Annotated in this window: 28 protein-coding genes and 1 pseudogene; 16 read left to right on the top strand and 13 right to left on the bottom strand. The window is 72.9% G+C overall.

All coding sequences use genetic code 11. The features are described from left to right. Window positions 1–115: 115 nt before the first annotated feature. Window positions 116–937, top strand: coding sequence for an SAM-dependent methyltransferase (locus ACH5AO_RS18060; RefSeq protein WP_398925673.1), 822 nt, complete (start codon window positions 116–118; stop codon window positions 935–937). Window positions 938–1,009: 72 nt separating this feature from the next. On the opposite strand, the gene ACH5AO_RS18055 is transcribed toward ACH5AO_RS18060, so the two are convergent. Both ACH5AO_RS18055 and ACH5AO_RS18050 read right to left on the bottom strand, forming a co-directional pair. Next, window positions 1,010–1,930, bottom strand: coding sequence for a helix-turn-helix domain-containing protein (locus tag ACH5AO_RS18055; RefSeq protein ID WP_398925671.1), 921 nt, complete (start codon window positions 1,928–1,930; stop codon window positions 1,010–1,012). A 175-nt stretch (window positions 1,931–2,105) separates the two neighbouring features. After that, window positions 2,106–2,336 (bottom strand): DUF397 domain-containing protein, encoded by a 231-nt coding sequence (locus ACH5AO_RS18050; RefSeq protein ID WP_030863603.1) that lies wholly within the window; start codon window positions 2,334–2,336, stop codon window positions 2,106–2,108. A gap of 179 nt (window positions 2,337–2,515) precedes the next feature. Here ACH5AO_RS18050 and ACH5AO_RS18045 point away from each other — a divergent pair, with 179 nt between their 5' ends. From ACH5AO_RS18045 to ACH5AO_RS18025, 5 genes and pseudogenes are all read left to right on the top strand, one after another. Beyond that, entirely contained in the window at window positions 2,516–3,046 is a 531-nt protein-coding gene (locus ACH5AO_RS18045; RefSeq protein WP_398925669.1) for an ATP-binding protein, read from the top strand. A 30-nt stretch (window positions 3,047–3,076) separates the two neighbouring features. Continuing rightward, the gene (locus ACH5AO_RS18040) at window positions 3,077–3,622 is read left to right on the top strand and encodes a hypothetical protein (protein ID WP_398925667.1); all 546 of its coding nucleotides are present in this window, start codon (window positions 3,077–3,079) and stop codon (window positions 3,620–3,622) included. 180 nt (window positions 3,623–3,802) lie between these two features. Next, window positions 3,803–4,138, top strand: a pseudogene (locus ACH5AO_RS18035) (ATP-binding protein); the annotation flags it as partial. Window positions 4,139–4,242: 104 nt separating this feature from the next. Further along, window positions 4,243–5,607 carry an FAD-dependent oxidoreductase gene (locus tag ACH5AO_RS18030; protein WP_398925665.1) on the top strand — a complete coding sequence of 455 codons (1,365 nt, stop codon included), beginning with the start codon at window positions 4,243–4,245 and terminating at the stop codon, window positions 5,605–5,607. 195 nt (window positions 5,608–5,802) lie between these two features. Then, window positions 5,803–6,300 (top strand): lamin tail domain-containing protein, encoded by a 498-nt coding sequence (locus ACH5AO_RS18025; RefSeq protein ID WP_398925663.1) that lies wholly within the window; start codon window positions 5,803–5,805, stop codon window positions 6,298–6,300. A gap of 15 nt (window positions 6,301–6,315) precedes the next feature. Here the strand turns inward: ACH5AO_RS18025 and ACH5AO_RS18020 are convergent, their stop codons facing one another. Both ACH5AO_RS18020 and ACH5AO_RS18015 read right to left on the bottom strand, forming a co-directional pair. Further along, on the bottom strand, window positions 6,316–8,685 hold the full coding sequence (locus ACH5AO_RS18020; protein WP_398925661.1) for a glycoside hydrolase family 65 protein: 2,370 nt from the start codon (window positions 8,683–8,685) through the stop codon (window positions 6,316–6,318). 169 nt (window positions 8,686–8,854) lie between these two features. Continuing rightward, window positions 8,855–10,585, bottom strand: a complete 1,731-nt coding sequence (locus tag ACH5AO_RS18015; protein ID WP_398925659.1) for a GAF domain-containing protein — start codon at window positions 10,583–10,585, stop codon at window positions 8,855–8,857. Window positions 10,586–10,929: 344 nt separating this feature from the next. Between ACH5AO_RS18015 and ACH5AO_RS18010 the strand changes: the two genes are divergently transcribed. Next, window positions 10,930–12,132, top strand: coding sequence for a globin domain-containing protein (locus ACH5AO_RS18010; RefSeq protein WP_398925657.1), 1,203 nt, complete (start codon window positions 10,930–10,932; stop codon window positions 12,130–12,132). Between the two features lie 49 nt (window positions 12,133–12,181). On the opposite strand, the gene ACH5AO_RS18005 is transcribed toward ACH5AO_RS18010, so the two are convergent. From ACH5AO_RS18005 to ACH5AO_RS17990, 4 genes are all read right to left on the bottom strand, one after another. After that, window positions 12,182–12,556 carry a hypothetical protein gene (locus tag ACH5AO_RS18005; RefSeq protein ID WP_398925655.1) on the bottom strand — a complete coding sequence of 125 codons (375 nt, stop codon included), beginning with the start codon at window positions 12,554–12,556 and terminating at the stop codon, window positions 12,182–12,184. 86 nt (window positions 12,557–12,642) lie between these two features. Continuing rightward, window positions 12,643–13,161, bottom strand: coding sequence for a roadblock/LC7 domain-containing protein (locus tag ACH5AO_RS18000; RefSeq protein WP_398925653.1), 519 nt, complete (start codon window positions 13,159–13,161; stop codon window positions 12,643–12,645). Between the two features lie 38 nt (window positions 13,162–13,199). Next, window positions 13,200–13,976, bottom strand: coding sequence for a DUF4388 domain-containing protein (locus tag ACH5AO_RS17995; RefSeq protein ID WP_398925652.1), 777 nt, complete (start codon window positions 13,974–13,976; stop codon window positions 13,200–13,202). Beyond that, the gene (locus ACH5AO_RS17990) at window positions 13,973–14,371 is read right to left on the bottom strand and encodes a hypothetical protein (protein WP_398925650.1); all 399 of its coding nucleotides are present in this window, start codon (window positions 14,369–14,371) and stop codon (window positions 13,973–13,975) included. Before ACH5AO_RS17990 ends, ACH5AO_RS17995 begins: the two co-directional genes overlap by 4 nt. A gap of 389 nt (window positions 14,372–14,760) precedes the next feature. Here ACH5AO_RS17990 and ACH5AO_RS17985 point away from each other — a divergent pair, with 389 nt between their 5' ends. The 4 genes from ACH5AO_RS17985 (at window position 14,761) to tgmB (ending at window position 18,113) form a co-directional block, all read left to right on the top strand. Further along, window positions 14,761–15,900 carry a hypothetical protein gene (locus ACH5AO_RS17985; protein WP_398925648.1) on the top strand — a complete coding sequence of 380 codons (1,140 nt, stop codon included), beginning with the start codon at window positions 14,761–14,763 and terminating at the stop codon, window positions 15,898–15,900. Window positions 15,901–16,477: 577 nt separating this feature from the next. Then, the gene (locus ACH5AO_RS17980; protein ID WP_398925646.1) at window positions 16,478–16,801 is read left to right on the top strand and encodes a YkvA family protein; all 324 of its coding nucleotides are present in this window, start codon (window positions 16,478–16,480) and stop codon (window positions 16,799–16,801) included. 120 nt (window positions 16,802–16,921) lie between these two features. Then, window positions 16,922–17,113: a putative ATP-grasp-modified RiPP gene (gene tgmA, locus ACH5AO_RS17975; RefSeq protein ID WP_398925644.1), complete on the top strand. Its 192-nt coding sequence runs from the start codon at window positions 16,922–16,924 to the stop codon at window positions 17,111–17,113. 16 nt (window positions 17,114–17,129) lie between these two features. Further along, a complete protein-coding gene (tgmB, locus tag ACH5AO_RS17970; RefSeq protein WP_398925642.1) occupies window positions 17,130–18,113 on the top strand; it encodes an ATP-grasp ribosomal peptide maturase in 984 nt (327 codons plus the stop codon). Between the two features lie 22 nt (window positions 18,114–18,135). Here tgmB and ACH5AO_RS17965 read toward each other — a convergent pair whose 3' ends face one another. Continuing rightward, window positions 18,136–18,351, bottom strand: coding sequence for a hypothetical protein (locus ACH5AO_RS17965; RefSeq protein ID WP_398925640.1), 216 nt, complete (start codon window positions 18,349–18,351; stop codon window positions 18,136–18,138). A 160-nt stretch (window positions 18,352–18,511) separates the two neighbouring features. After that, window positions 18,512–18,985 (bottom strand): hypothetical protein, encoded by a 474-nt coding sequence (locus ACH5AO_RS17960; RefSeq protein WP_398925638.1) that lies wholly within the window; start codon window positions 18,983–18,985, stop codon window positions 18,512–18,514. A gap of 187 nt (window positions 18,986–19,172) precedes the next feature. Between ACH5AO_RS17960 and ACH5AO_RS17955 the strand changes: the two genes are divergently transcribed. After that, the gene (locus ACH5AO_RS17955; protein WP_398925636.1) at window positions 19,173–20,144 is read left to right on the top strand and encodes a GlxA family transcriptional regulator; all 972 of its coding nucleotides are present in this window, start codon (window positions 19,173–19,175) and stop codon (window positions 20,142–20,144) included. 21 nt (window positions 20,145–20,165) lie between these two features. Here ACH5AO_RS17955 and ACH5AO_RS17950 read toward each other — a convergent pair whose 3' ends face one another. From ACH5AO_RS17950 to ACH5AO_RS17940, 3 genes are all read right to left on the bottom strand, one after another. After that, complete coding sequence (locus ACH5AO_RS17950; RefSeq protein WP_398925634.1) at window positions 20,166–20,423, bottom strand: DUF5133 domain-containing protein; 258 nt, start codon at window positions 20,421–20,423, stop codon at window positions 20,166–20,168. 111 nt (window positions 20,424–20,534) lie between these two features. Next, window positions 20,535–22,304, bottom strand: coding sequence for an ABC transporter ATP-binding protein (locus ACH5AO_RS17945; protein ID WP_398925632.1), 1,770 nt, complete (start codon window positions 22,302–22,304; stop codon window positions 20,535–20,537). A 124-nt stretch (window positions 22,305–22,428) separates the two neighbouring features. After that, on the bottom strand, window positions 22,429–23,286 hold the full coding sequence (locus ACH5AO_RS17940; RefSeq protein WP_398925630.1) for an aldo/keto reductase: 858 nt from the start codon (window positions 23,284–23,286) through the stop codon (window positions 22,429–22,431). A gap of 212 nt (window positions 23,287–23,498) precedes the next feature. Here ACH5AO_RS17940 and ACH5AO_RS17935 point away from each other — a divergent pair, with 212 nt between their 5' ends. The 4 genes from ACH5AO_RS17935 (at window position 23,499) to ACH5AO_RS17920 (ending at window position 26,865) form a co-directional block, all read left to right on the top strand. After that, entirely contained in the window at window positions 23,499–23,912 is a 414-nt protein-coding gene (locus ACH5AO_RS17935; RefSeq protein WP_398925628.1) for a VOC family protein, read from the top strand. 134 nt (window positions 23,913–24,046) lie between these two features. Next, window positions 24,047–24,937: a Gfo/Idh/MocA family protein gene (locus ACH5AO_RS17930; protein WP_398925626.1), complete on the top strand. Its 891-nt coding sequence runs from the start codon at window positions 24,047–24,049 to the stop codon at window positions 24,935–24,937. 316 nt (window positions 24,938–25,253) lie between these two features. Further along, complete coding sequence (locus tag ACH5AO_RS17925; protein ID WP_398925624.1) at window positions 25,254–26,459, top strand: glycoside hydrolase family 64 protein; 1,206 nt, start codon at window positions 25,254–25,256, stop codon at window positions 26,457–26,459. A gap of 184 nt (window positions 26,460–26,643) precedes the next feature. Next, window positions 26,644–26,865, top strand: a complete 222-nt coding sequence (locus ACH5AO_RS17920) for a hypothetical protein (protein WP_398925622.1) — start codon at window positions 26,644–26,646, stop codon at window positions 26,863–26,865. Window positions 26,866–26,899 lie beyond the last annotated feature (34 nt).

Here is a 26,899-nt window from a genome sequence, read left to right as displayed (position 1 = left end):
GGCGTGCTCTTTCTCCGGGCGGCCGTCCGCCACCGGACTGGCACGGCCCCTTCGCGGCTCCCTAGGATGTACTCCCTGTCCGGCCAGTCCAGTTGGCGCGCCCGCAGGGGGAACGATGCACACCGGTAAGCAGCTGTCCACCGAGATCGACGCGACCGTGCCGACGGCAGCGCGCATGTACGACTACTACCTGGGCGGCAAGGACAACTACGCGGCGGACCGCGCCGCGGTCGAGGAACTCGACAAGGTGGTGCCCAGCACCCGCCGCCTGGCGCTGAACAACCGGCGCTTCCTCCAGCGGGTGGTCCGCACCCTCACTCAGGAGTACGGGATACGGCAGTACATCGACCACGGTTCCGGCCTGCCCACCCAGGACAACGTCCACCAGGTCGCGCAGCGCGTCGACCCGACCACCCATGTGGTGTACACCGACAACGACCCGATGGTCCTGGTGCACGGCCGTGCCCTGCTGGAGCAGGACGAGCGCACCGTGGTCATCCAGGCCGACATGCGCGACACCGACGGGATATTCGGTCACCCGGAGACCCGGCGGCTGATCGACTTCTCGGAGCCGGTGTGCGTGCTGTTCAACTCGGTCTTCCACTGCATCCCGGACAGTGACACCGACGGTCCGCTCGCCCTGGCCCGCCGGGTGCGCGAGCGGCTGGCGCCGGGCAGCTTCATGGTGATGTGCCAGCTCGTCAGCGAGGACCCGGAGGTCCGCGCGTCCGTCACCGACTTCATGGACCGGACGACCCACGGGAACTGGGGCCGGGTGCGCGAGGAGAAGGACGTCGAGTCGTACTTCGAGGGCCTGGAGGTCCTGGAGCCGGGCCTGGTGGAGGTGTCCACCTGGCGCCCGGACACCGAGGTGGCGCCCCGTCAGCTCACCAAGGAGTGGATCGAGTTCGGCGGTGTGGGCCGGCTCCCGCTGTGATCCCCCGACGCCACGACGCCCCCGCCGGACCGCTCGGGTCCCACGGGGGCGTCGGCGCGTTCGCGCCCGCCGCTACGCCGTGGCGTAGCGCTCCTTGATCGTCCTGTGGAGCAGTTCCACCGAATCGCGCGGTTTGAGGGCCTCGTCGGCGAGGCGGTCCAGCGCGATCCGGTACTCCTCCGTCTCGTCGAGGTCCTCGAGGAAGTTGGCGCTCCTGATGTGCTCCAGGTAGACCACGTCGGGCAGGTCGAGCCCGCCGAAGCGCAGGTAGGTCACGGGTATGGCGGGCGCCGACGCGTTCGTCACGTCCAGCGGCACGATCTGTACCGTCACGTTGGGCCGCTCGGCCATCGTCACCAGGTGTTCGAGCTGTTCGCGCATCACCGCGGGGCTGCCCAGGACGCGCAGCAGCACCGATTCGTCGATGACGGCCCAGAGCTGCGGCGCGGCCTCGCGCAGCAGCAGTTCGGCGCGGCGCATGCGCAGTTCGACCCGGCGCTGCACCTCGCTCGCCGTGGCGTTCGGCAGCCCCCGCTCGACCACCGCGCGGGTGTAGGCGGCGGTCTGCAGCAGTCCGGGGACGTACTGGATCTCGAAGGTGCGGATGGTGGCGGCGGCCTCCTGGAGTCCGACCAGACGGTCGAACCACTCGGGCATCAGCCGCTTGTCGTACCGCTGCCACCAGCCTGGCTCCCCGGCTCGCCGGAGCAGTTTGAGCAGTACCGACGCCTCGTACTCGTCGGTGCCGTACAGCGTCAGCAGGGCCCGGACGTCGCCCTCGGTCGGCGGGCGGCGGCCCTTGCCCGACTCGATGCGGGACAGCTTCGCCGGGCTGAAGCCGACGGAGCGCGCCGCCTGGTCCTGGGACAGTCCGGCATCGTCACGAAAGCCCGCCAACTGCACGCCGACCAGCATCTTCAGCAGGGTCGGAGCGGGCTCGGACCTGTCCAGATAGGGTTCCAGACGGGAGATTCGAGGCGACGCGGCGGACATCCTGACTCCCAGCAGACAGGCACAAGGGCGGTTCACACTATCGCACCTGACTGACCCTCACCGCATCCGCGTACGAAAAGCCCCGAGGAAATGACGCGTTGAGTTCCGCTTCATCGGCGCCGGTTGTCCGGGCCGGTGCGGGCCCGGACAGCCGGCGCCGGTCCGTCGCGGGCGTTCAGACCAGGTGGTCGAACTCCCCGTCCTTCGCGCCGGCCAGGAACGCCGCCAGCTCCGCGGCCGTGTAGACGAGGGCGGGACCGTCGGGGTCACGGGAGTTGCGCATCGCGATCCCCCCGTCGGCCAGCGGGGCCACCTCGACGCAGTTGCCCTCGGCGTTGCTGTGCCGGCTCTTGATCCAGCGGGCGTCCAACTGGCTGGCCCGCACTCCGTTGCGCACTCCTGGCACCGCTGTCTCCTCGCTGTTCCCGTGTCTCCCGGTGCGCGGCCGGACGTCCGGCCGCGCACCGGGAAAAATCTCGCGCAATTTCTCGTGCAATTGCACGCGAGCGCTGACAGCGTGGATAATAGCCGTGGCGTCAACCCCCGTGCTGGCGCCACGTCCTGACGTCGCATCGGGGAGATGCCGTGTCATCACCTGCGCATCCACTGCTCCGGCCACCGGCCGCCGCGGTACGGGCGAGCGGCCGCGGCCCGGCGGCGGCGGATCCTCGCCGGCCGCTCCCGGTGCCGGAGACGGCACGCCCCGCGTCCGCCTCGGTCACACTGCGCCTCGCACGCGGCCGGGAGGGGCTCGCGCGGGCGCGGTCCTTCACCCGGGACACCCTGCGCGGCTGGTCGCTCGGCCGCCACTGCGACGACGCCACCCTCGTGATCACCGAGCTCGCCGCCAACGCCGTGACGCACGCGGCACCGCGGTGCGCGGGTGCGCCGGACATCCGGCTCGGGTTCCGCCTGGAGCCCGCGCACCTGCTGCCCACCGTCTCCGACCCCGACGACCGCCCACCCGTCCGCCCGCCCGGTGCCGGTTTCGGCCTGGAGGAGGACGGCCGGGGGCTGTGCATCGTCGCCGCCCTGTCCGAGGGGTGGGGCTGGACCCCCACCCCTCCGGCGGGCAAGACGGTGTGGGCCCGGTTGTCGACCCGACCCCCCATCTGACACGACTGCCGCGGAAAGGCACCCAACGCCATGCGCAGCGCTTCTACGGAACAGCCGGGCAGCGAGCGCCCTGTGCGCCACGCGTCTCCCACCAAAGTGGCACGGACCACGCCCCTCACGGCACTGTCCCACGTGCCGTGGGCCGACATGCGGGACTCCACCGGCTCGGCGGCGGCCATCCCCCTGCTGCTGAACGGCATCGCCTGGGGAGACGCCGACACCGCCCGCGCCGCCCTGGAGGACCTGCGGAAACGGATCTGCCAGTACGGCTTCGTCACGGAACAGGCGACCGCCGCCACGGTCCCCTTCCTCTGGGAGCTGGCCCAGCTGCCGCACGTCACCTGCCGGGCCGGGATCATCCAGCTGCTCAAGGCCATCGCCGACGCCCGGCAGTGGGAGAGCACCGCCGCCGCGTACCCCAAGCTGCTCAACCGCAGGGAGAACCCGGTGGTGTGGGAACGGGCCGCCCGGCAGGCGGTGCGCGCCCGGCGCGGTGACCTGAACCGGCTGCTGGCCGAGCCGGACACCGAGATCGCCCGCGCCACCACGGAACTGGCCCGCGTCCTGGCCGACTGAGGCCGCGGAGCACGGTTTCCGGGGTGGCCCGGTCGAGGAACGCGCGCGACCTCGGGGGACGAGTCGCGCGCCGGGGGGAGGGTCGGGGGGGGGGGGGGGGGGGGGGGCGGCGGGCGCGCCCGCCCCCCCCCCCCCCCCCCCCCCCCCCCCGGGGAACCACTGAACGGTCACGGCCCGCCGGTCGCCCGGAAGCCGGCCGAGTGGGGGCTGGAGGGGCCGGCGGTCGGCACGGAGCTGATCCCGAGCGAGCTGGTCACCGACGCGCTCCGCCACGGCGGCGCCCCCGTCCGGGTGCGGACGCTGTACGACCGCACCCTGATCTGCGAGGTCTACGACAGCAGCAGCACCTCGCCCCGTCCGCGGTACGCGACCATGACGGACGAGGGCGGACGCGGCCTGTTCCCGATGGCCCGGCTCGCCGAACGCCGGGGCACCCGCCATCCGCCCGCCGGCAAGGTCATCCGGGCGGAACAGCCCATTCCGCGAGACATAAGGGGAGGTGGGGAGAGCTCATAAGAGAGGCTTATGAGTCCATAGACCGGACCCGCGTACCAGGTAAGGCATGCCTCAGTTTAGGCTTCCCATCGAGTCGCCTGTCCTCACTCGAAGGGAACCTGACCATGCCCCGCCCCCTGCGGGTAGCCATCGTCGGATCCGGCCCCGCCGGGATCTACGCCGCCGACGCCCTGCTCAAGTCCGACGTGGCCGCCGAACCGGGCGTGTCCATCGACATCTTCGAGCGCATGCCGGCGCCGTTCGGACTGATCCGTTACGGCGTCGCCCCCGACCACCCGCGGATCAAGGGCATCATCACGGCCCTGCACCAAGTGCTCGACAAGCCGCAGATACGCCTGTTCGGCAACGTGGACTACGGCACCGACGTCCACCTCGACGATCTGCGCACGTTCTACGACGGCGTGATCTTCGCCACCGGCGCCACGGCCGACCGCGCGCTGGACGTGCCCGGCATCGACCTCGACGGCTCCTACGGCGCCGCGGACTTCGTCTCCTGGTACGACGGCCACCCGGACGTGCCGCGCACCTGGCCCCTCCAGGCCGAGAAGGTCGCCGTGCTCGGCGTCGGCAACGTCGCCCTCGACGTGGCCCGCATCCTGGCCAAGACGGCCGACGAACTGCTGCCCACCGAGATCCCGCCGAACGTCTACGAGGGCCTGAAGGCCAACAAGGCGGTGGAGATCCACGTCTTCGGCCGCCGCGGCCCGGCGCAGGCGAAGTTCAGCCCGATGGAGCTGCGGGAACTGGACCACTCCCCCACCATCGAGGTCATCGTCGACCCCGAGGACATCGACTACGACGAGGGCTCGATCGCGACCCGGCGCGGCAACAAGCAGGCCGACATGGTCGCCAAGACCCTGGAGAACTGGGCGATCCGCGACGTCGGCGACCGTCCGCACAAGCTGTTCCTGCACTTCTTCGAGTCGCCCACCGAGATCCTCGGTGAGGACGGCAAGGTCGTCGGCCTGCGCACCGAGCGCACCGAACTCGACGGGACCGGCAACGTCAAGGGGACCGGCGAGTTCAAGGACTGGGACGTCAGCGCGGTCTACCGGGCCGTGGGCTACCTCTCCGACAAACTCCCCAAGCTGCCCTGGGACATCGGCTCCGGCACGGTCCCGGACGAGGGCGGGCGCGTCATCCAGGAGAACGGCGAGCACCTGGACTCCACGTACGTCACCGGCTGGATCCGGCGCGGTCCGGTGGGCCTGATCGGCCACACCAAGGGCGACGCCAACGAGACGGTGGGGAACCTGCTGGCGGACTACGCGGGCGGCCGGCTCCAGACCCCCGCGTCGCCGGACCCGGAGGCCGTGGACGCGTTCCTCGCCGAACGCGGCATCCGCTTCACCACCTGGGAGGGCTGGTACCGCCTGGACGCCGCCGAGAAGGCGCTGGGCGAGCCGCAGGGCCGTGAGCGCGTGAAGCTCGTGGAGCGCGAGGACATGCTGCGCGAGAGCGGCGCCTGACCTCCCGCCCCCAAGGGCCCACCGCCGAGCGCCCGTCGAGTCCGTTCCCCGGACCCGACGGGCGCTCGGCGCGTCCACGGCCGCCGGCGTGCTCACCCCGGAGGGTGAAGACGGCGGAGCGTTGTGTACGATCCGATCCTTCACCGGAACACCACATGACCTTCACGGAAGAGTCATGCAGGGGGGAACGATTTCATGCGCATACGCACCGCCGCCGTCGCGACCACCGCCGTCGCGGGCGCGCTGGCCGCTCTGACGGCCGTTCCGGCCCAGGCCGCCGAGTACACCTCCGCGCTGAAGGTGCGCGGCATCCAGTACGACGCGCCCGGCCGCGACTCCAACCGGTGCTCCGGGGGCAACACCCACCAGGAGTACCTGACGATCAGGAACTACTCGTCGTCGAAGACGGTCGACCTCAAGGGTTACCTCGTCAAGGACACCGCCGGGAACAGGTTCGTCTTCACCGCCCATCACCGCCTCCAGCCCGGCGACCACGTGAAGCTGCGCGGCGGCAACGGCACCGACTCCGACAAGTACAACGTCGTCTACCGCGACAACTGCAACTTCATGTGGAACAACGACAAGGACACCGTCTACCTCGTCAAGCCGACGGGCAGCCGGGCCGACGCCCACGCGTACACCGCGCGCGGCTCCGACCGGGACGGCAACGGGTACGTGTCGTTCCACAAGTGATCCGGCGCCCGGCGGTCAGTCCGGGAGGGCCAGACGGTCCGTCTCCCCGGGGTGGAGGCGGACCGTGCGGTCCGGGAGGTGGACCTCGATCGGGGAGCGGCCGGAGGAGGGCACGGCGATCTCCAGCAGGCCGTGTTCCAGCCGCAGCCGGACGCCCCAGTGGCCGTGGTAGCGCAGGGTGAAGCCGTAGGAGGAGAGTTCGGGCAGGGGCACCGGGTCGAGCCACAGGGCCCCGCCCCGGGTCTCCAGACCGGTCAGTCCGCGCTGGACCAGGTCGAGGGTGCCGGCCATGGCACCGAGGTGGATGCCCTCCCCGGTGGTGCCGCCCTGGATGTCGGCGATGTCCGCCTGGAGGGCCTCCTGGCAGAACTTCCAGGCGTCCGCGCGTCTGGCGCGGGCCAGCACCCAGCCGTGGACCAGGCCGCTGAGGGTGGAGCCGTGGCTGGTGCGGTGCAGGTAGTGGTCGACCGTGCGCCGCCAGGTCCGTTCGTCCAGGATCGTCCCCAGCCTGCGGAAGATCCCCCGGAGTTCGGCGGGCGAGAAGAGGTAGCCCAGCATCAGGACGTCCGCCTGCTTGGACGCCTGGTACCGGTTGACGGTGTCGCCCTCGGCCTCCAGCAGCCGGTCCAGGCGCCGGATGTCGCCGTAGCGGCGCCGGTAGCCCCGCCAGTCGAGCTCGGCGAGTTCCCCGTAGCCCTCGAACTGGCTGATGACGCCGTGGTGGAGGGGGACGTGGAGGGTGCGGGAGACCTCCTCCCACTTCTCCAGTTCCCTCGCGTCCAGTCCGGTCCGCTCGGCGAGTTCACGGCGGCGCGGCTCGGGCAGGCCGCGCAGCACGTCCAGGGTGCGGGCGAGCACCCAGGCGGCCGTGACATTCGTGTACGCGTTGTCGTCGAGGCCCGGTTCGGCGGCGTCCGGGTAGGCGTCGTGGTACTCGTCGGGACCGACCACTCCCTTGATGCGGTAGCGGCCCAGCCGGTCGTCGAAGGTGGCGGAGTCCGCCCAGAAGCGGGAGATGTTCAGCAGCATCTCGGCGCCCTTGGTGTGCAGGAACTCCTGGTCGCCGCTGGCCTCGCAGTACTGCCAGACGTTGTACGCGATCGCCGACCCCACGTGGTGCTGGAGGCGGGAGTGGTCGGGCAGCCAGCGGCCGGAGCGGGGGTTGAGGTGCAGCTGCTGGGTCTCCTCCCGGCCGTCGCTGCCGCTCTGCCAGGGGTACATCGCGCCGTGCCGCCCGGCGTCCCGGGCGGCGGTGCGGGCGCGCTCCAGGCGCCGGTGACGGTGGTGCAGCAGCGCGCGGGAGATCTCGGGGAAGTGCAGGTTGAGGTACGGCAGGACGAACAGCTCGTCCCAGAAGACGTGCCCCCGGTAGGCCTCGCCGTGCAGTCCCCGCGCGGGGACCCCCACGTCCAGTTCCGCGGTGTGCGGGGAGAGGGTCTGCAGGACGTGGAAGAGGTGCAGCCGCAGGATGCGGCCCGCCTCGCCGGGTACGTCCAGTTCGGCCCGGCGCCACAGCTGGGCCCAGGCCGTCAGGTGCGGCGGGAGCAGTTCGTCGAAGCCGCCCGCCCGGGCCACCCGGTCGACGGCCGCGTGCAGCGGGTCGCTGATCGCGGGATCGTGGGAGGTGTGCAGGGCGACGATCTTGTCGACGGTGACGGTGTCCCCGGCGGCCAGGTCCAGCCGGGTGCTCTGCAGGGCGCGCGGGCGGTCGTGCCGGTTCGTGACGGGCGCGGGTGCCGTCAGCCGGGCGGCGAGCGCGATCCGGATGTCCGAGGTGCGGGTGCGGCAGCGCAGCCACACCGTGTCCGCGGCGGCCGTGCCGGTGAGCACGTGGGTCAGATGACGGCCGTCCAGCTGCCGGTAGCGCGGCACCCCGGCGTTGGTGACGTCGCCGTCGAGCGCCGCCTCGGTCTCCAGGGCGCCGGAGAAGCCCTCGGCGGTGAACTCCGTGCGCAGGCCCGCCAGGTGGGGGTCGGCCATGTGCACGAAGCGGTGCTGGCGCACCAGGAGCGTCCGTCCGGCACCGAGGCCGTACCGCGTCCTGCGCTCCAGGAGTCCGGAGGACAGGTGCAGGGTCTCGCCGTGGTCGAGCACGGGCGCGGTGTCGGGGGTGAGCCAGGGCTCGCCGGGGAGCCGGAAGCGCAGCGGCAGCCAGTTGGGCAGGTTGACCATGTCCTCGTTCTCGACGTGCCGTCCGGCGACCTCGGAGACGAGCCGGTTGTAGACGCCGGCCGCGTACGTGCCCGGGTAGTGCACCTCGTCCGCGGAACACTCCGGCAGCGCGCCCCGGGTGGCGAAGTATCCGTTGCCGAGGGTGCACAGCGACTCCCGCAGGCGCGCGTCGGCGGGATCGTAGCCCTCGTGCTCCCAGGTCCAGCCCGTCACTGCGACGCTCCTCCCGCCGACGGCCGCCGTGCGGCTCCGCGCCGCCGCGGTCCGTCCCGCGGGCGTCACCGGCGGTGAGACCCCGCCGGTACCGCACGGACGGCCGCCGCGGCCGACCACCGGAGTACCCGTGGCGGGTGCCCGGCACACACGGACCGGCGGGAGCCGCCTACCGCTCCCCCACCGGCACGCGCCACAGCAGGGTGGTGCCCCGGCCGGCGGAGCTGGTGACGTCGAAGGTGCCGCCCAGCCGTTCCGCGCGTTCGGCCATGTTGCGCAGCCCGCTGCGGCGGCCCCCGTCCGGGACGCCCACGCCGTCGTCCGCGACCGTCAGCCGCACCTCGCGCCCGTCGGTCTCGAGCACCACCTCGGCGCGGTCGGCGCGGGCGTGCCGGGCGATGTTGGTCAGCGCCTCGGAGAGCACGGCCACCAGGTGGTCGGCGGCCTCCTTGGGGACGTGGGTGTCGATCAGGCCCTCCATCCGCACGCTCGGGGGGAAGCCCAGTACGGACGCGGCCTCACCGACCACCCGTACGACGCGGGCCCGCAGACCGGTTCCGCCCGCGCCCTCGTCGGCGGGCGAGCGCAGGCCGAAGATGGTCGACCGGATGATCTTGATGGTCTCGTCCAGGTCGTCCACGGCTCGCAGCACCCGCTCCGAGGCCTCCTTGTGCTCGATGAACCGGCCGGCGCTCTGCAGCGTCATGCCGGTGGCGAACAGCCGCTGGATCGCCAGGTCGTGCAGGTCGCGGGCGATCCGGTCGCGGTCCTCGAGCACGGCGATCTGCTCGGCGTCCTGGCGGTGTTCCGCCAGCTCCATCGCCACGGCCGCCTGGGCGGCGAACCCCCGCAGCGGTTCGATCTCCTTCTCCGTGAACGCGTTGCGGCCCTCGGCCCGCACCAGCAGGACGATGCCGCGCACGCCCTCGCCCGACCCGATGGGCACGGCGACCGCCGGACCGAGGGCCGGGTACCGCTGGGGGCCCGGGAAGGTCCGGTCGTCGCGTGCGATGTCCGCGCTGACGACGGGAGCGGCACTGGTGAAGGCGCGGCCCAGCAGGCTGTCGTCGACGGGCACGACGAGCCCGCGGTGGGTGTCCGCGCCTTGTCCGATGGCCAGTTCCACGGTCAGTGAGTCGGTGTCGGCCATGGGCACCGCGACCGCCGCGAGGGCGGCCCCGGTGATCTCCCGGGCGCGTTCGGCGATGAGCGCGAGCGCCGCGCCGCGTTCGCTGCCGGACATCAGTCCGTGGGTGATCTCGGCGTTGGCCCGCAGCCAGCGTTCGCGCAGCCGGGACTCCTCGTACAGGCGGGCGTTGTCGATGGCGACGCCGGCGGCGACCGCGAGGGTGGACAGGACCGACTCGTCCTCCTCGTCGAAGTGCGCCCCGCCCCGCTTCTCGGTCAGGTACAGGTTGCCGAAGACCTGGTCGCGGACCCGGATGGGGACTCCGAGGAAGGTGTTCATCGGCGGGTGGTGGGGCGGGAACCCGTACGAGGCGGGGTGGTCGGAGAGTTTCGGCACCCGCAGCGGCTCGGGGTGGCGGATCAGTTCGCCGAGGATGCCGTGGCCCTCGGGGTAGTGGCCGATGCGGGCGATCTCCTCCTCGCTGACCCCGACGGTGTGGAAGGCGGACAGCCGCTTGCCGTCCGAGCCGATCACGCCCAGTGCGGCGTACTCCGCGTCCACCAGCGCCGCCGCGGCCTCGACGATGCTGTGCAGCACCTGCTCCAGGTCGAGTTCCCGGCCGACCGAGAGGACGGCCTCCAGCAGGCTGTGCACCCGGTCGCGGGTGCCGCGGGCCGCGTCGATCCGCGCCTGGAGCTCCTCCAGCAGCTCGTCGAGCCTCAGCTGCGGTAGCCGTACGCGGGCGTCCCCGTCGCGCTCGGAGCCTGCCACCCGTGTGCCTCCCGTCCCTTCGTCCGACGCCGTCGCCCGGCGGCCACCCGGCCGGCACGCCGGTAACGGTCCAGTAAACGCGACGGTACGGCATGGGCCGGGCGGCCGGAGCGGCGGGGACCGCGGGCGGGCCGCCGCCCACCGTGCCGGGCGGGCCGGCCGGCCCTGTCCCGCGGCCGCCCTCCGGGGCCGGAGGTCCCCTTCCGGGGGGACGACGGTCCCGCATCGCCCCCGACGGCCCCGTTACCCCCGGAAACGGGCAGGGGGGATTGCTATACAGGTGCTGCCGCCGGTCCGGATCCGCGGTCCAACCCGCTTCCCCCGTCCCGCCTTTGGGAGACCTCATGCTGTCCGAAGAGTCCGCCGCAGTGCTGCGGGCCACCCTGCCCGCCGTGGCCGGGGCGCTCGACGAGATCACCACGCGCTTCTACGGCTCGATGTTCCGCGACCGACCCGAGCTGCTGGACGGCCTGTTCAACCGGGGCAACCAGGCCAGTGGCGCCCAGCGCCGGGCGCTCGCCGGGTCCATAGCCGGTTTCGCCCGGGCGCTGCTCGAGGACCCGGACACCCGCCCGGACGCCCTGCTGTCCCGGATCGCCCACAAGCACGTGGCGGTCGGGATCACCGACGACCAGTACACGATCGTGCACAAGTACCTGTTCGGCGCGATCGCCGAGGTGCTGGGCGACGCGGTGACGCCCGAGGTCGCCGCCGCCTGGGACGAGGTGTACTGGCTGATGGCCGGCGCCCTCATCGCGCGGGAGGCGCGCCTGTACCACGAGGCCGGTGTCGAGGCGGGCGACGTCTGGCGTCCGTGGACGGTGGTGGAGCGCCACGAGGAGACGGACGACGTGGTGTCGTTCCTGCTGCGCCCCGCCGACGGCGAGCCCGCCCCGCCGGCCCGGGCGGGCCAGTACGTCAGCGTGAAGGTGCTCATGCCCGACGGGGTGCACCAGCCGCGCCAGTACAGCCTGTCCTCGGACCCCGGGGACGATCTGCGCCGCATCACCGTCAAGCGGGTCGCGGGAGCGGACGGCGCGCCGGACGGCGAGGTCTCCCGCCTGCTGCACGAGCGGATCGGCACCGGGGACGAGCTGACGCTGTCCGTGCCCGCCGGGGACGTGGCGCTCGACGAGGCCGGCACCCCGCTGGTCCTGGTCTCGGCCGGCATCGGCTGCACCCCGATGCTGGGCATGCTCGCCCGGCTGGCCGCCACCGGCTCCACCCGGCGGGTGCTCGTCCTGCACGCCGACGGCTCGCCCGGCGAGCACGCCCTGCGCGCCGAGACCCGCGAGGCGGTGGACTCGCTGCCCGACGCGGAGGCGGTCTTCTGGTACGAGCGTCCCGGCCCCGAGGAGCCCGGCGCCCGCAGTGGTCTGATGGACCTCTCGGGGGTCGGCGTGCCGGCGGACGCGACGGTGTACCTGTGCGGCCCGCTGCCGTTCATGCGTGCCGTGCGCGGCGGGCTGCTCGACGCCGGGGTGCCCGCCCGCTCCATCCGCTACGAGGTCTTCGGCCCCGATCTGTGGCTGCCCGGGGCGGCCTGACCGTCCGGGCCCTTCGCGCCGCCGCGGCGCGAAGGGCCCGCGGGCCGGGTCAGACCTCGAGCTCGGTCTCGATGCGCCGCAGCTGGTGCCGTGCCATCGCCAGGTTGGCCCGGCCCGCGTCGAGCACCAGGTACAGGAAGAGGCCGTTCCCGCCCCGCCCCTTGAGCAGGCGGATCAGGTGGTACTGGTTGCTCAGGGTGATCAGGATGTCCTCGATCTCCTCGTTCAGGCCCAGGTGCTCCATGGTGCGCAGCTTGGACCGTACGACATCGGTGTTGCCGGCGGCGGCGACCTCCAGGTTGAAGTCCTTGCTGCCGCCCAGCGTGCCGAGGGCCATGCCGCTGGTGTAGTCGACGAGCGCGGCGGCCGTCGCGCCGTCGATGGAGCTGAGGCATTCCTTGAGCGAGGTCTCGGTGTTGGCCATGGGACGTGTCCTTTCGGTCGTGACGGGTGGTTCGGGCCGGGGCGCCGGGTCGTACGGGGCGTCCGGCCGGAGGGGAAAGCCGGGAGTCAGCCGCCGGGCTGGGGCCGGGGCCGGTGTGCGGGCCGCTGCGGGGTCCGCACCGGGAGGGTGCCGATGGGCCGGTCCGGGTTCTGGGACGGCGCGGGGGTGTCCCGGAGCGCGAGCCGGTCGGCGTGCCGCCCTCCCCCCGGGCCGATGCGGGTGTCCACCAGTTCCGCGATCCGGGCGCCGCCGCGCCGTCCCTCCAGGTGCAGCCGGCCCACGTTGACCCGGTCGTCGGCGAGGAGGGTGAGGACGGCGGTGGTGCCGGCCGCGTAGGTGGCGATGTAGCCCTGGCTGCCGCGCACCAGGAGCTCACGGAACTCGCCGCGGGCGGCGGCGTCCGCCATGCGGTACGCGACGCCGAGCGCGGCGGCGGTGAGCGCGGCCAGCCCTTCCGGTTCGGTGTCGGGGGCGTCGTGGGCGAGGACGAGTCCGTCGACGGTGGCCGCGAGGGAGCCCGTCAGCTTGGGTATGCGGGTGCGGAGCCGACGCAGTTCGTCCAGCACGTCGGTCTCGACGGCCATGAGCAGTCTCCTTTCGGCACGCTGTCGGCGCGCGCGGATCACAGTGCCTCCAGGGCGTCCAGGAGCCGTCTCAGCAGCGCTGTGTCGGGCTCGTCCCACGCCGCGCCGCCCTCGTCGGGGACGGCGTGGACGACCGTGGCGGGCGGGGGTGGCGCGGGGGTGACCAGTCCGCCGGCGGCCAGGCGGCGCAGTTCGACGAGGGTGTGGAAGGCACGGTGGGCGAGGTCCGCGGCGATCTGTGCGGCGGTGCGGGCGCCGTCGACCTGTGCGAGGACGCGGGCGCGGCGCGGCGGCAGTCCGGCGGGCGGGGCGTCGGGCACGCGGGTGAGCGGGGCGGTGTCGACGGCCGGGTCGGGCCAGATGCGGTGCAGCAGGTCGCGGCGGCGTCGTGACTCGTCGAGCACGGTCGTCACCGGAACGGGGTGGACCTCGCCGAGCCAGTGCGCGGCTCCGGGGCGGAAGCGGAGCGTGGCGCCGTCGTGGGCGAGCGCGAAGTACGCCGCGTCGAACAGGGCGCCCAGGTGGCACAGTTCCAGCGCCCCGGCGGTGAGACGCCCGCTGTCCACCAGCTGGCGGCCGACGCGGTGCACCGCCCCCGCCCGTTCGACGGCGTCCCACCAGCCGGCCGGGGCGACGGCGCCGCTGCGGGTGAGCAGGTCGCCGAGGTCGGGGCTGTGGGCGGACTCCACGTGGACGACGCGTCCGGCCGAGAGGTAGAAGATCCCGGACTCCGTGGAGAGCGCGCCGGTGGCGCGGTCGGCCGCGAGGGTGCCGAGCAGTTCCGGCGCGGTGGTGCCGGTGCACGCCGTGGTCATCCGAGCACCAGCCGGTCCGCCATGTCGGCCAGCCGGATCCGGGCCAGGGCGAGGTTGCCCTCGGCGCGGTCGAGCCAGAGGTACAGGAACACCGTGCTGTCGAAGGCCGTGACGACGAAGCGCAGGAGGTGGTACGCGTCGGCGGTGGTCAGGATCAGGTCGTCGACGGGTGGTCCCCCGCCCGCCCCGACCCCGCCGCCGGCGGGCGCGAGGGTGCCGCTCTCCATGGCCAGGCGGGCGAGTTCGGCGGTCTCCGCGGCCGTGGCCTCCGCGTCCTCGCCGGGTGCCTCGCCCACCGCCCCCAGGGCGAGCCCGCTGATCCAGTCGACCACCAGGGCACCGCGCGCCCCCGGCAGTCGCATGGCTTCCAGCAGGCTCTCGTCGATTCCGGGCACGCCGGATCCCCCTTCTCGCACGGCTGTACCGCGAACGTGACGTCGACGCTACGGTGTGTGCTCGACCGTGGTGAGGGCTTTGGCTTTTTCCGGTGGAATATGCGACAGAGGTGGTGCGCCGCTGGTAGGGTCCGGGCTTTTGCCGCCGGACCACCGCCGGGGCAGGGTGCGGGCGGGGCCGGCCCCGGTGCGGATGGCGGGCCGGCCCCGCCCGCGGGACCCATGCTGGTACCGGCCCCGCCTCCGGGACCACGGGTGAACCGCTGTCACCACGTGCGCGCCGCGCACACCCCGCGCGCGACACGCCGACCGGCGGAACCCCGGCTCACCCCTCCGTCCGGCCACGACGATACTGGCAGGAGCACGTGCCCCCGCTCACGACTGGACCCATGCCGACCTCCTCCTCAGCCCGCCCCACCGTCCCTCCCACCGTCTGGCTGGCCCGCGGCCGCCACGCCGGTCCCACGCCCGACACGGCGATCCGGCACACCCTGCACTGGCTCAAGGCCGGCCAGGACATCGACGACTTCCTGGAACTCCCCGCACCGGACACCGCCCCCGACCTGGTGTTCGAAGCCCGGACGCGCGTCGCGGGCGGGGTCACCGTGCGCGCCCGGCTGCGCCTCGCGCCCGACACGGACGCGGGCCGGGACTGGATCCTGGTCGCCGAGGCCGAGCAGCCCTGGGACCCCTCCTGGCCGTCCCCGGCCGCCATGTTCTGGCCGTCGGAGCCGGACCCGAAGTGGAACGCCGACCCGGTGACGGGCGTGCGGCCGGGCGTGATCAATCCGCTGCCCGAGGACGACAAGGACGTACGACGGCTGCTGCGCGCCTGCGCGCGCGACCCGTGGCACGTCCATGTGGTCGTCCACGAGGCGATGACCACGGACGAGCGCGGCCGGGTGCCGCTCGCGCGCTGGCTGCCGCCGGGGCTGCGGGACCGGGTGGTGGAGCACCGGGCCGTGCCCCAGCAGTCGCGGGTGGCGAACTGGGCGCTGCGGGAGTTCGGTGTGGAGGTTCCGCGCGGGGGCGCGGTGGTGCTGCCCGGCGCTTTGGCGCCCGAGGGCTACGACGCCGACGCCTTCGCCGTGCGCGCGGTGTTCCTGGACGGCACGGAACCGGTCGACCTGGTGGAGGCCGTGACCCGGTACGACGCGCTGCCGCGCGTGCTGCCGGAGGAGGCGGAGGACGCGCTGACGGCGCTGCGGGAGGAGTGGCGCCTGCTGACGACGGAGGAGGAACTCGTCCGGGAGCGGGCGCTGGTGGCGATGTACGCCGAGGCGCTGGAGGCGATGACGAAGTCCCGGGACCTCTACCGTGAGGCCGCGGAACGCGCCCACGAGGCGCTGGCCGCGTACCAGGAGTCGGCCGGGCCCCGGGGCACCGGGCAGCCGCCCGCGCCCCGGACCCCCGCGTCCTCCCCCCTCCAGCACCTGACGCGCACCCTGGAACGCCTCAAGACCGGCAGCCGAACCCGCCGCCCCGCCCCCGAGGACCCGGAACACGGACCGACCGCGTCCGGTCTCTAGGGAGCACATACGGCGGCTCCCGCGCGGGCGGCTCCCGGCGCGGCGACGGTGACGGTGACGGCGGGCATCGCGGCGGACCGGAACGTGACGGTCTGGCGCATGGCTCATCGCTCCCTCGGCGAGTCCTGGGTGAACGAGCGTCAGAATGCGGGCCGCGCAGGTCCGTTGGGGGCGTGAGGAACCAGTGGCCGTACCGCCGTCCGGGCGTGGGTCTTCTCGCCGTGCCGTTCACCGGCCCCGAGTCTCGTGTGCCGGTCCGGCACGTGGTCGGCAGGACGCCCCGGTGGCGTGCGGCGCCTCGGTCACGGCGTGCGCGCGAGGAAGGTGCCGGAGGGAAAGTGGTCGTGATCGGTTCCGCGGGAAGGAGGCCCCTGACCGTTTCCGGCGCCCCCGGCACTCGGTCGAGCCATCGGGACGACCTGCGACGAGCCGGCGTTTCGCGCGGATTTCGCGGGGCATAGGACGCGTGCGCGCATGGCCGGTCCCGGCCGTCATACCGGCACCGCGAGCGGGAATCCGCTCAGTGCAGGCCGTGTCGCGGCTAGGCCGCGGCATGTCACGGGAGGAGGACGGCCCGTTGGAGACGACCACCGTGGCCCTCGTCGTCGCGGTCCTCGCGGCCGCGGCGCTGGCCGGCGCCGTCGCCGTTCTGGCCCGACTGGTGCGTACGCGGCGTGAGTTGCGTCACGCGGGTCTGCCCACGGGGCCCCGCCGGGTGTTCTGGGGCGCGGTCCTCTACCTGGTGCTGCCGGTCGATCTGCTGCCCGATCCGTTCTATTTGGACGACATCGGCGTGCTCCTGATCACTCTGCGCATCATGCGTGGTTACTCCGGCGCGCGGGCTCCCGGAGCGCCCCTCCGGCGGGACGCCCGGCAACCCGCCGATGATTACGCTCCGTAAGGAAACCAACCATCCGTTCGATTCGTATAAGTCTCTGGAAGCCATGAGAAGTCGGCGGACCAAGTGGCGGCGCACCGTGGGCCGTCGCCTGCTCGACGCGGCACCGACGAGGGAGAGACGATGCAACCGTTCGCGCTCAACTACGCACGTCCGGCGGTGGAGTTGGCCGTTGCCACTCCGTACGCGTACGACCCCGGAATGCAGTTGAACGTACTCGGCGACGGGAGGATCGCGGCCTGTGACCACGCGCTGCTGCGCGAGGCGGGGACGACGACGTCCACCGCGGGTTCCAAGACCCACTTCGACGACTGAACGCGGACCGTGAACCATGACCGTGCTGATCCTCACCTGTGAGGAGGATGTGACCGCCGACATGGTGGTCGTCCATCTGAACGGCTCCGGTGTGCCGGTGGTGCGCCTCGATCCCGCCGACCTCACGGACGGCGTCTCGCTGTCCGGCGAGTACGTCCACGGCCGCTTCCGCGGTCATCTGTCCGCCGGCGGGAGGCTGGTGAGCGTCGGCGGGCTGCGGTCCGTGTGGGTGCGCCGGCCCGGCACGCCGGCCGGGCGCGCGCCGCAGCCGTCCGCGTGGCTGACCGAGGAGGCCTCGCAGGCGCTCTACGGCATGCTGCGCGGCTGCGACGCACGCTGGATGAACCATCCGGACGCGGCCCGGCGGGCCCGCCACAAGCCGTGGCAGCTGCGGCTGGCCCAGCGCTGCGGCCTGCCCGTGCCGGCCACGCTGATCACCACGTTCCCGCGCGCCGCGCGGGAGTTCGCGGAGCGCTTCCCGGACCTGGTGGTCAAGCCGGTGTCGGGGGCGCATCCGCAGGACCCGCCGCGGGCGGTGCCGACCAGCAGGGTGGCGCCGGACACGGACTTCTCCGCGGTCGCGTTCGGGCCGACGCTGCTGCAGCGGCGGATCGCCAAGCGCGCCGACATCCGGCTCACCGCGGTGGGCGGGCGGTTGCTGGCGGCCCGCAAGGCCACGCGGCCGGACGCGGATCCGCAGGAGGTGGACGTGCGTTTCGCCGCTCCCGGGTCACCCTGGGAGCCGGTCGAGGTCCCGGCGCGCACCGCCGACGCCGTACGCGCGTATCTGCGCCGGTCCGAACTGGCGTACGGCGCTTTCGACTTCGCCGAGGACGCCGACGGGACCTGGTGGTTCCTGGAGTGCAACCAGTCGGGGCAGTTCGGGTTCGTGGAGGTGGAGACGGGGCAGCCGATCGCCCGGACCATCGCCGAGTGGCTGTCCCGTCCCGCCCCCGACGAACCCGTCGAGTTCGACGAGGCGGGCAGCACGGTGCGGTGAGGGGACCGTCACCGCGCGGGGCTCAGTGCGACCGCGGCCCCGGCAGCAGGGCGGTGCGCTGCCATCCGTTGCCCGGGGCGTGCGGCCGATCGAGGCCGGGGGCGTGACCGGGGGACCGCAGGGGCCGCATGACCAGCTCCAGCTCCCTGCTCACGCGTTCGGCCTCGCGGCGTACCTGTGCGGGCACGTCGCCGCACTCCGCGATGAGTCGGTCGTAGATGGGGGAATCCTGGAACACCCGTCAACGTGCCTTTCTGCTCGTCGGCCCCGATGCGGGACGCGAGTGCAGAGTCTAGGCGGCCGACCACCCCGACGGGGGAATTCCCCGGCACAACGGAATACGGAACGGACATTTCTAAAGTAAGGCACAGGTAGGGCATATAGGACGGCCCTGATGGTCAGGCGCCCGTCGTCGAGCCGGGGCGGACGATCATCAGGACGGTGACGGTCGCCCACAGCAGGTTGAACACCCCGGTGAACATGGCGAGTTGCACCGTGCTCCGTCGGTCGACGGGCCGATTATCGCTCAAGTGTTCGACGATGTCGTCCTGTCGGGGCAGGACGAAGGCGAGCAGGACTCCGGCGGCGGCCGCGGTGAGGCCGATCGAGGTGACGAGCCAGCCGTCGTCCAGGACGCCCATCGCCAGGCCGGTGGCGAGGCCGAGGACGGGCACCGCGATCCCCAGGCGGGCGTAGACCCGGCAGATGCGGTGCAGCAGCGTGACGGTGGTCACGTCCGCCGCGACGGGTCCGTCGGACCCCGCCGGGACGGCGCGGCGCGCGGCCGGCGGAAACATGCTGGCCGCGACGGTGACGGGACCGACGGCGACGATGGCGGCCAGGACGTGGAGGGACAGCAGGAGCTTGGTCACCGGGACTCTTTCCATGTGTGATCGGCGGTGCCGGGCTCACGTTAGGAGCCCGGCGGGTGATCACCCAGGGGCTGGAACGACAGGTTCCAACGGATTCCCGCCAACACCTTCCACCACGGCACATGCGCGTCACCGCCTCGACGCCCCGGTTCCGGCGGGTGGCGGGAATCCGCCTATCGTGGCGGTCATGCACTCCGTGGTGGTTCTGGTTCTCGATGGGGTGGTGCCGTTCGACATGGCGGCGCCCCTGCAGGTCTTCGACTGGACGCGGCTGCCCGACGGTCGCCGTCCCTACCGGGTCCGGCTGTGCGCCGAGCGGCCGGAGGTGCTCGCGGACGGCGGTTTCACCCTGCGCGTCGAGCGCGGGCTCCGGGCGCTGGCGGACGCCGACACCGTCATCGTCCCGGGCCGCGCCGAGGGCGCGCCCCCGCCCTCGCCCGCCGTGCTCGCGGCGCTGCGCGAGGCGGCCGCGGCGGGCACCCGGATCGCCTCGGTGTGCGTGGGCGCGTTCGTGCTGGCGGAGGCCGGGCTGCTGGACGGTCTGCGCGCCACCACGCACTGGGTGGCCGCCGGACGGCTCGCCCGGGCCTTCCCGGACGTCGACGTGCAGCCGGACGTGCTCTACGTCGACAACGGGCAGATCCTCACCTCGGCCGGCGCCGCCGCCGCGCTGGACATGTGCCTGCACATGATCCGCCGGGACCTGGGCTCGGCCGTGGCCGCGAACGCCGCCCGGATGTCGGTGATGCCGCTGGAACGGGAGGGCGGCCAGGCCCAGTTCATCGTGCACGAGCACCCGCCCGTGCCTCGCGGGTCGGATCTGGAACCGCTGCTGGAATGGGTCGAGGACAACCTGGCGCACGAGGTCACCCTCAAGGCGATGGCGGCGCGCGCCGGCATGAGCGAACGCACCTTCAGCCGCCGGTTCCGCGAGCAGACGGGCACCACTCCGTTGCAGTGGCTGCTGCGGGCGCGGGTGCGGCGGGCCCAGTACCTGCTCGAGAACAGCGACCAGACGGTCGAACGGATCGCCCGGCAGGCCGGGTTCGGTTCCCCCACGGCGTTCCGCGAGCGGTTCCGCAAGGTGGTGGGCACCACCCCGTACGCCTACCGCTCCACGTTCAACGGACGGCGCGCCGCCATCGCCGGCGGCGGGTGACCGGGTGAGCGGCCCGCCGGCTCAGACGGCCAGAGGCAGACCGCGCTCCCCGCCCGCCTCCCGGGTCCGGCCGGCCGCGGGCCGCGCCCGGTCGAGGAGGGCGTCCGCCAGGGCGATGGCGTCCTGGACGCCGGACGTCCCCATCATCGCGCAGAGCGTGTGGCTGATGTCCTCCAGTTCACGCGCCGCCGCCGGCGAATGCCGTTCCGCCTGAGCTATCCGCAGCGTCGCATACCGCGTCAGCAGCCGTCTGACGGCCTTCGGGTCCGGTACGAGCACGAAGCACCCCTTTCTGGTTTTCGCTGCGTATGCCCACACCAGACGGAAGCACTCACCCCACATGCTCGACTGACCGCGATTGACCGAAAACCGTCGTATCCCGACCAGTGGTCACGCCACCTGACCGCTGTGCAGCGCCGTGTACGCCCCTCCCCTGCGCAGCAGTTCCTCGTGGGTGCCGATCTCCTGGATCCGGCCGTCCGCCATCACCACGATCCGGTCGGCGCCGCGCACGGTGGAGAGGCGGTGCGCCACGACGAAGGTGGTGCGTCCGCGCAGCAGCCGGGCGAGGGCCTCCTGCACCAGCGCCTCCGAGCGGGTGTCGAGGGCCGAGGTCGCCTCGTCCAGGACCAGCACCTTGGGGTCCCGGATCAGCGCGCGGGCGATGGCGAGCCGCTGGCGCTGCCCGCCGGAGAGCCGGGCGCCGCGCTCCCCGACGAGGGTGTCGAGGCCCTGGGGCAGCCGGTCGACGAACTCCAGCGCGTTGGCGTCGCGCAGCGCTGCCCGGACCGTCTCCTCGTCGGCGTCGTCCATGCCGTAGGCGACGTTCTCCCGGACGGTGCCGTCGAACAGGATCGACTCCTGGGGCACCACGGACAGGAAGCGCCGGTAGGTGCGCAGGTCGAGGCCGTTCATGTCGGTGCCGTCGAGCAGCAGCCGGCCGGAGGTCGGACGGATGAAACCGATGACCAGGTTGAGCACCGTGGACTTGCCCGCCCCGGAGGCGCCGACGAGCGCGATGGTCTCGCCCGGGGCGACGTCGAGGGTGAAGTCGCGCACGGCGGGGCGCCCGTCGCTCTCGTAGGCGTGACCGACGCCCTCGAAGGTGATCGCGCCGCGCAGCCCGTCGACCTCCGCCTTGCCCTCGTTGTCCTCCAGTTCGGGGGCCTGGAGGACCTCGCCGACCGAGCGGACGGACTCCAGCCCCTTGGTGATGACCGGGGCCAGACCCGCCAGCGTGGTCGTGGAGTTGGTGAGCGTGGTCAGGAAGGCGCTGAGCATCACGACGTCGCCGGCGGTGACGCCCCAGACGTCGTAGTACGAGATGAGGGCCGCGCCGGCCAGTACCAGCACGCCGACGACGTTGAGGACGACCCAGGCCAGCGAGCCGAACCGGCCGTTGACCAGGTCCAGCCGGTTCCCGGAGGTGAGCAGCCGGTTCAGGGTGCCGTTCATCCGGCGCAGCGCCTTGCCCTCCAGGCCGTGGGCGCGGGTGACGGGGATGAGCCGGGTCATCTCCGTGACCCGGGAGGACAGCGTCTCCACCTCGTGGCGGAAGTGCTCGTTGTGCGTGCGCAGTCTGGCCCGCAGCCGGGCGACGAGCAGGGCGGCGGCGGGCACGACGATCAGGAAGACGGAGAGGAACTCGGGGGTGCGGATCGCGATGATGACGAGTCCGCCGGTGAGGACGGTGAGCGCGCCGAGCCCGTTCTCCGCGGTCTGCTGCACCATCTGCTCGACGGTCTCCACGTCCCGGACGACCTTGGCCTGGAGCACGCCGGCGCTGACGCGGGAGTGGTAGCCGATGGAGAGCTGCTGCATGCGGGTGCACAGCGCGGAGCGCAGGGCGGTGCCCATGCGGCGGACGCTGCCGTACAGCAGGCGGACGTACAGCACGTGCAGCGGGTAGTTGACCAGCAGGATGAACATGATGACGCCGGTGCTGGTCCACAGCCGGGATATCGGCTGGTGCTGCACGACGGTGTCGATGATGGACGCGGTGATCAGCGGCAGCAGCCAGACCGGGCTGTGCTTGACCGTGAAGACGCCGACGGCGGCGGCGAGCCGGCCGCGGTCGGCGCGGAACAGATAGGCGAGGGTGCGGACCGGATGCTCGCCGCGGTAGCGGTGGTCGAGCGGTCTTTCCAGCGACGACGCCATGGGTGGTGGTCCTCCCCTGTGACTTTCTTCAGCAAGCGCTTTCTACACCCGCGTGCCAGGAGTACACCAGGGCACGCGGATGCCCGCCCGCGGCGTCCGGCGCCTGGGACGGGCGGGTGCGGACTCAGACGGCGTCCAGCTCCGCGATCTCCTCGGCCGTCAGGACGAGGTCGGCGGCGCCCGCCGAGTCACGGACCGACTCGGGCCGGCTCGCCCCCGGAATGGGGACGACGACCGGCGACCTGGCGAGCATCCACGCCAGGCACACCTGGTACGCGCTCACCCCGCGCGCCCGGGCGACCCGTGCGAACGGGGCGTGGGCAGAGGCGAGTTCACCGGCCCGGGCGATGCCGCCGAAGGGGCTGTAGGGGAGGAACGCGATGCCGAGCTCGTCGCACAGGCGCAGCTCCGGCTCGCTGGAGCGGAACTCCGGGGAGAACTTGTTCTGTACGGAGACCAGCCGGCCGCCGAGGATCTCGCGGGCCTGCCGGATCTGCTCCGGGTCGGTGTTGGAGATGCCGGCCATGCGGATCTTCCCCTCGTCCAGCAGCTCGCGCAGCGCGCCGACGGACTCGGCGTAGGGGACGCGGGGGTCGGGCCGGTGGAACTGGTAGAGCCCGATGGCCTCCACGCCGAGCCGGCGCAGGGACGCCTCGCACGCCCGCTTCAGGTGTCCGGGGCTGCCGTCCTGGGTCCAGCTGCCGTCGCCGGGGCGCAGATGACCGCCCTTGGTGGCGACCAGGACGTCACCGCCCCGGTCGTGGGAGGCGAGGGCCTTGGCGATCAGGGTCTCGTTGTGGCCGGCCTCGCCGGCGCGCAGGTGGTAGGAGTCCGCGGTGTCGATCAGGGTGACACCGGCGTCCAGCGCGGCGTGCAGGGTGGCCAGGGAGCGGGCCTCGTCCGGGCGCCCCTCGATCGACATGGGCATGGCGCCCAGGCCGATGGCGCCGACCTCGACATCACCGATACGGCGGGTGTGCATGTGACCTCTTCCGGCTGTCGTCTCACGGTCTCGGAAAGCGCGTACCAGCCTGGTCCCCGCACGGCCCGAAATCCAATAGAAGAAAGCGAACGCATTCAGCGGACGGGGCACTGAATCAGGGCCCCGCCCGTGGCACCGCCGCCGCGCGGACGCCGGCCTCCGGCGTTACGCTGCGGGCGGCTGCCCCTGTGCGGACGTTCCGGGAGGTGATCATGGCCTCGCTCCTCAACCCGTACCTCAGCTTCGACGGGAACGCGCGGCAGGCGCTGGAGTTCTACAAGGAGGTCTTCGGCGGCGAGCTGCGGCTCAACACGTACGGCGACTTCGGCCGGCCCGGATCCGACAACGCCGACAAGATCATGCACGGCATGCTGGCGAGCACGGCCGGCTTCGTCCTCATGGGCGCCGACATACCGCCGGGCATGGAACACGTCCCCGGGAACAACTTCGCCGTGAGCGTCAGCGGAGAGGACGAGACCGCGCTGCGCGGCTACTGGGAGAAGCTGTCCGACGGCGGCTCGGTGGCCGTACCCCTGGAGAAGCAGATGTGGGGGGACGTGTTCGGGATGTGCACGGACCGCTTCGGCGTCCCCTGGATGGTCAACATCAACCAGCCCGGGGACTGAACCCGGACGGCCTCCCGGTGAGCGGCCGTTGACAGGGCGTTCCGGCGGGGATCACCGTACTGACCGGAGCGCGCCGGCGGAGCGCGACAGGACACCGGCCGGGCGGCGGTCGCCGCACCGGGAGAGGCGGCGGCATGCGGATCGGACTGCTCGGCACCGGACCCTGGGCGCGGGCGGCCCACGCCCCCGCGCTGAGCGGCCACCCGGACCTCGACCTCGCCGGGGTGTGGGGCCGCCGGCCCGAGGCCGCCGAGGAGCTGGCCGCGCTGCACGGCACCCGGGCGTACGGCGACGTCGACGCGCTCCTCGCCGACGTGGACGCCGTCGCCGTCGCGCTGCCGCCTGCGGTGCAGGCGGAGCTGGCGGTGCGCGCGGCGCGGGCCGGGTGCCACCTGCTGCTCGACAAGCCGCTCGCGCCGACCGTCGCGCAGGGCCGCGCGGTGGTCGAGGCGGCCGAGGCGGCGGGGGTCGCGTCCGTGGTCTTCTTCACCACCCGCTTCCAGCCGGAACCGGAGGCGTGGATCGCCGAACAGGAGCGCGTGGGCGGCTGGTTCACCGGGCGCGCGCAGTGGCTCGGGGCGGTGTTCACCTCCGACGGCGATCCCTTCGCCGCCTCCGCGTGGCGGCGGGAGAAGGGCGCCCTGTGGGACGTCGGACCGCACGCCCTGTCCGTCCTGCTCCCGGTGCTCGGCGCACCGCGGCGGGTGACGGCGGCGGCGTACGGTCCCGGCGACACCGTCCACCTCGTCCTCGACCACGCGGGCGGCGCGTCGAGCAGCCTCACCCTGAGCCTGACCGCTCCCCCGGCCGCGGCCGGGGCCATGGTCGAGCTCCGGGGCACGGCGGGCGTCACCTCCCTCCCGGAGGCCTCCGAGGGCGCGGTCCCGGCACTCGCCCGGGCCGCGGACGCCCTCCTCACCGCGGCCGGTACCGGCACCCCCCATCCCTGCGACGCGGCGTTCGCGCTCCGGGTGACGGAGGTCCTGGCCGCGACGGAGGCGCGGCTGGACGGCGGGGCGCGCTGACGGCGGCCCCCTGCCGGACGGCTGCGCAACGGAGCGCTCCCGACGCGCTCCGTGGCTTTCGGCCCCGGCCGGCTTAAGCGGCCCTTAAAGACCGGTTAAGTGATCGTGGGGTCCTCGCCGGTTCCCTGTGTAACCGCAGGTCAGAGCGATTCCATGGACAAGTCGGACCATTGGCGGGGGCCTCGGCCGTCCCTACCATCGGTGGCGCGCGCCGCTCCCGACGTACCGCCTGAGAGCGCTCTCTCCAGGTCTCCTCCCCCACGTCGGCGGGCCGGCGCGGTCAGGAACCCGCACGAGCACCCTGGAGATCCCCCACATGAGCCCCCGTCACCAGCGCAACCTCGGCCGCCGCAAGGTCCTCTTCGCCCTCGGCGGAGCCGCCGTGGCCATCCCCGCGGCGGCGGCGATCGCCCCGTACGCCCTCGCGGACCAGTCCGGCGGGCAGAAGGCCGGTACGACGGCGGCGGGGGCCCTGCCGCTGACGATCGTCAACAACAGCGGTTCCTTCGACAACGCGAGCGTGCACCTCTACATCGTGGGCAACGTGGACGGCCGTCAGGTCCGGGTCACCCCGGAGGGCACCGTCGCCCCGGTCGCCGCCTCCGACAACGGCCCCGACGGCTTCACCGACTACGCGATCGACCTGGCCGGCAGCGGCGAGACCAAACTGTCCCTGCCGTACATGTCCGGCCGGATCTACGTCTCCCTCGGCGCGAAGCTCAAGTTCAAGGTCGTCACGGACGGCAACGGCAACGCGGCGCTGCAGTACCCGGCCGGCTGGGTCACCTCCGACCCCAACTACGGCGTGCTGCACGACTGCGCCGAGTTCACGTACAACTCCTCGGGCATGTTCTGCAACACGACCATGGTCGACATGTTCAGTGTGCCGATGGGCATCCGGCTCACCGGCGCCAAGGACCAGACGACGGGCACCGTCCGCGAGGGCGGGCGCGCGGCGGCGTTCGCCGCCGTCAAGCGGGTGGAGGCGTTCTCCCGGCTCGTCGTGGACGACACCCGGATCATCGCCCCCGGCCACGGTCTGGACGCCGGGCTGTTCGCCAAGGACTACTTCGCCCCGTACATCGACGAGGTGTGGAGCACCTACACCGGCCGGGACCTCAAGGTCACCACCAACGCCGGCACCTTCACCGGCCGGGTGCGCGGCGAGCGGTTCACCTTCGACGGGCCCGCCCAGGTCTCCTTCGGCAAGCCCTCCACGCGGGACGTCCTCTTCTGCGACGGCGCCCTCGCCGCCCCCAACGACGGCACGACCGGCCCGGTCGCCGCCGTGCTGGGCGCCGGCTTCAACCGCTCGACGCTGCTCAGCCACCCCGACCAGCCGACGGCCGACGCCTCGGTCTTCTACCGGACCGAGCTCACCAACCACTACTCCAAGGCGATCCACACGGCCACCGAGGACGGCAAGGCGTACGGCTTCGCCTTCGACGACGTGGCCGACTTCGCCTCGTACATCCAGGACACGGCGCCCACGGGCCTGCGGCTGACGCTCTCGCCCTTCTAGGCGGCTCGCGGAGCAGGTTTCCCGCGGGCCGGGGAAGGTACCCCGGCAGCCAGGAGGAGCGGCCCTTCACCGCGGTGCCGCGAGCGTTCCGGATGCACGGCGGGCTCCCGCGTTGAATGGTGGACATCGGACCCGATGACAGCACCGGGGCCGCTCCAGCGATCCGGACCCGAGGAGCCAGAAGATGTCGACGTCCCAGCCCGACGCGTCCCAGCCCGAAGCGTCCCGGCGGTCCGCGGACCGCGCCACCCCGGACAGCCTGCTCCATGCCCGCACCGGCACCGATGTGTCGGCGGAGGACATCGTCCTCGCCTCGGGCAAGGACCTCACCCCGCACAACCTCGAGTGGGCCAGGCGGAAGCTGGACCAGGAGGGGCCCGCCGCCCTGGACAAGATGCTGCCCTGAGCCCGCGCACACCCGTGCGCGGACAGCACGGCGC

Source organism: Streptomyces sp. NPDC018964 (genome assembly GCF_044390325.1).
Classification (GTDB): domain Bacteria; phylum Actinomycetota; class Actinomycetes; order Streptomycetales; family Streptomycetaceae; genus Streptomyces.
The sequence above is the reverse complement of the archived record's forward strand: the minus strand, read 5'-3'. Positions and strand labels throughout refer to the sequence as shown.

Coding starts and splice junctions, on each gene's coding strand:
- ACH5AO_RS18060 (WP_398925673.1), top strand. CDS start 116: ATGCACACCGGTAAGCAGCTGTCCACCGAGATCGACGCGACCGTGCCG.
- ACH5AO_RS18055 (WP_398925671.1), bottom strand. CDS start 1,930: ATGTCCGCCGCGTCGCCTCGAATCTCCCGTCTGGAACCCTATCTGGAC.
- ACH5AO_RS18040 (WP_398925667.1), top strand. CDS start 3,077: ATGCGCAGCGCTTCTACGGAACAGCCGGGCAGCGAGCGCCCTGTGCGC.
- ACH5AO_RS18030 (WP_398925665.1), top strand. CDS start 4,243: ATGCCCCGCCCCCTGCGGGTAGCCATCGTCGGATCCGGCCCCGCCGGG.
- ACH5AO_RS18025 (WP_398925663.1), top strand. CDS start 5,803: ATGCGCATACGCACCGCCGCCGTCGCGACCACCGCCGTCGCGGGCGCG.
- ACH5AO_RS18010 (WP_398925657.1), top strand. CDS start 10,930: ATGCTGTCCGAAGAGTCCGCCGCAGTGCTGCGGGCCACCCTGCCCGCC.
- ACH5AO_RS18005 (WP_398925655.1), bottom strand. CDS start 12,556: ATGGCCAACACCGAGACCTCGCTCAAGGAATGCCTCAGCTCCATCGAC.
- ACH5AO_RS18000 (WP_398925653.1), bottom strand. CDS start 13,161: ATGGCCGTCGAGACCGACGTGCTGGACGAACTGCGTCGGCTCCGCACC.
- ACH5AO_RS17995 (WP_398925652.1), bottom strand. CDS start 13,976: ATGACCACGGCGTGCACCGGCACCACCGCGCCGGAACTGCTCGGCACC.
- ACH5AO_RS17985 (WP_398925648.1), top strand. CDS start 14,761: ATGCCGACCTCCTCCTCAGCCCGCCCCACCGTCCCTCCCACCGTCTGG.
- tgmA (WP_398925644.1), top strand. CDS start 16,922: ATGCAACCGTTCGCGCTCAACTACGCACGTCCGGCGGTGGAGTTGGCC.
- tgmB (WP_398925642.1), top strand. CDS start 17,130: ATGACCGTGCTGATCCTCACCTGTGAGGAGGATGTGACCGCCGACATG.
- ACH5AO_RS17955 (WP_398925636.1), top strand. CDS start 19,173: ATGCACTCCGTGGTGGTTCTGGTTCTCGATGGGGTGGTGCCGTTCGAC.
- ACH5AO_RS17945 (WP_398925632.1), bottom strand. CDS start 22,304: ATGGCGTCGTCGCTGGAAAGACCGCTCGACCACCGCTACCGCGGCGAG.
- ACH5AO_RS17940 (WP_398925630.1), bottom strand. CDS start 23,286: ATGCACACCCGCCGTATCGGTGATGTCGAGGTCGGCGCCATCGGCCTG.
- ACH5AO_RS17935 (WP_398925628.1), top strand. CDS start 23,499: ATGGCCTCGCTCCTCAACCCGTACCTCAGCTTCGACGGGAACGCGCGG.
- ACH5AO_RS17930 (WP_398925626.1), top strand. CDS start 24,047: ATGCGGATCGGACTGCTCGGCACCGGACCCTGGGCGCGGGCGGCCCAC.
- ACH5AO_RS17925 (WP_398925624.1), top strand. CDS start 25,254: ATGAGCCCCCGTCACCAGCGCAACCTCGGCCGCCGCAAGGTCCTCTTC.
- ACH5AO_RS17920 (WP_398925622.1), top strand. CDS start 26,644: ATGTCGACGTCCCAGCCCGACGCGTCCCAGCCCGAAGCGTCCCGGCGG.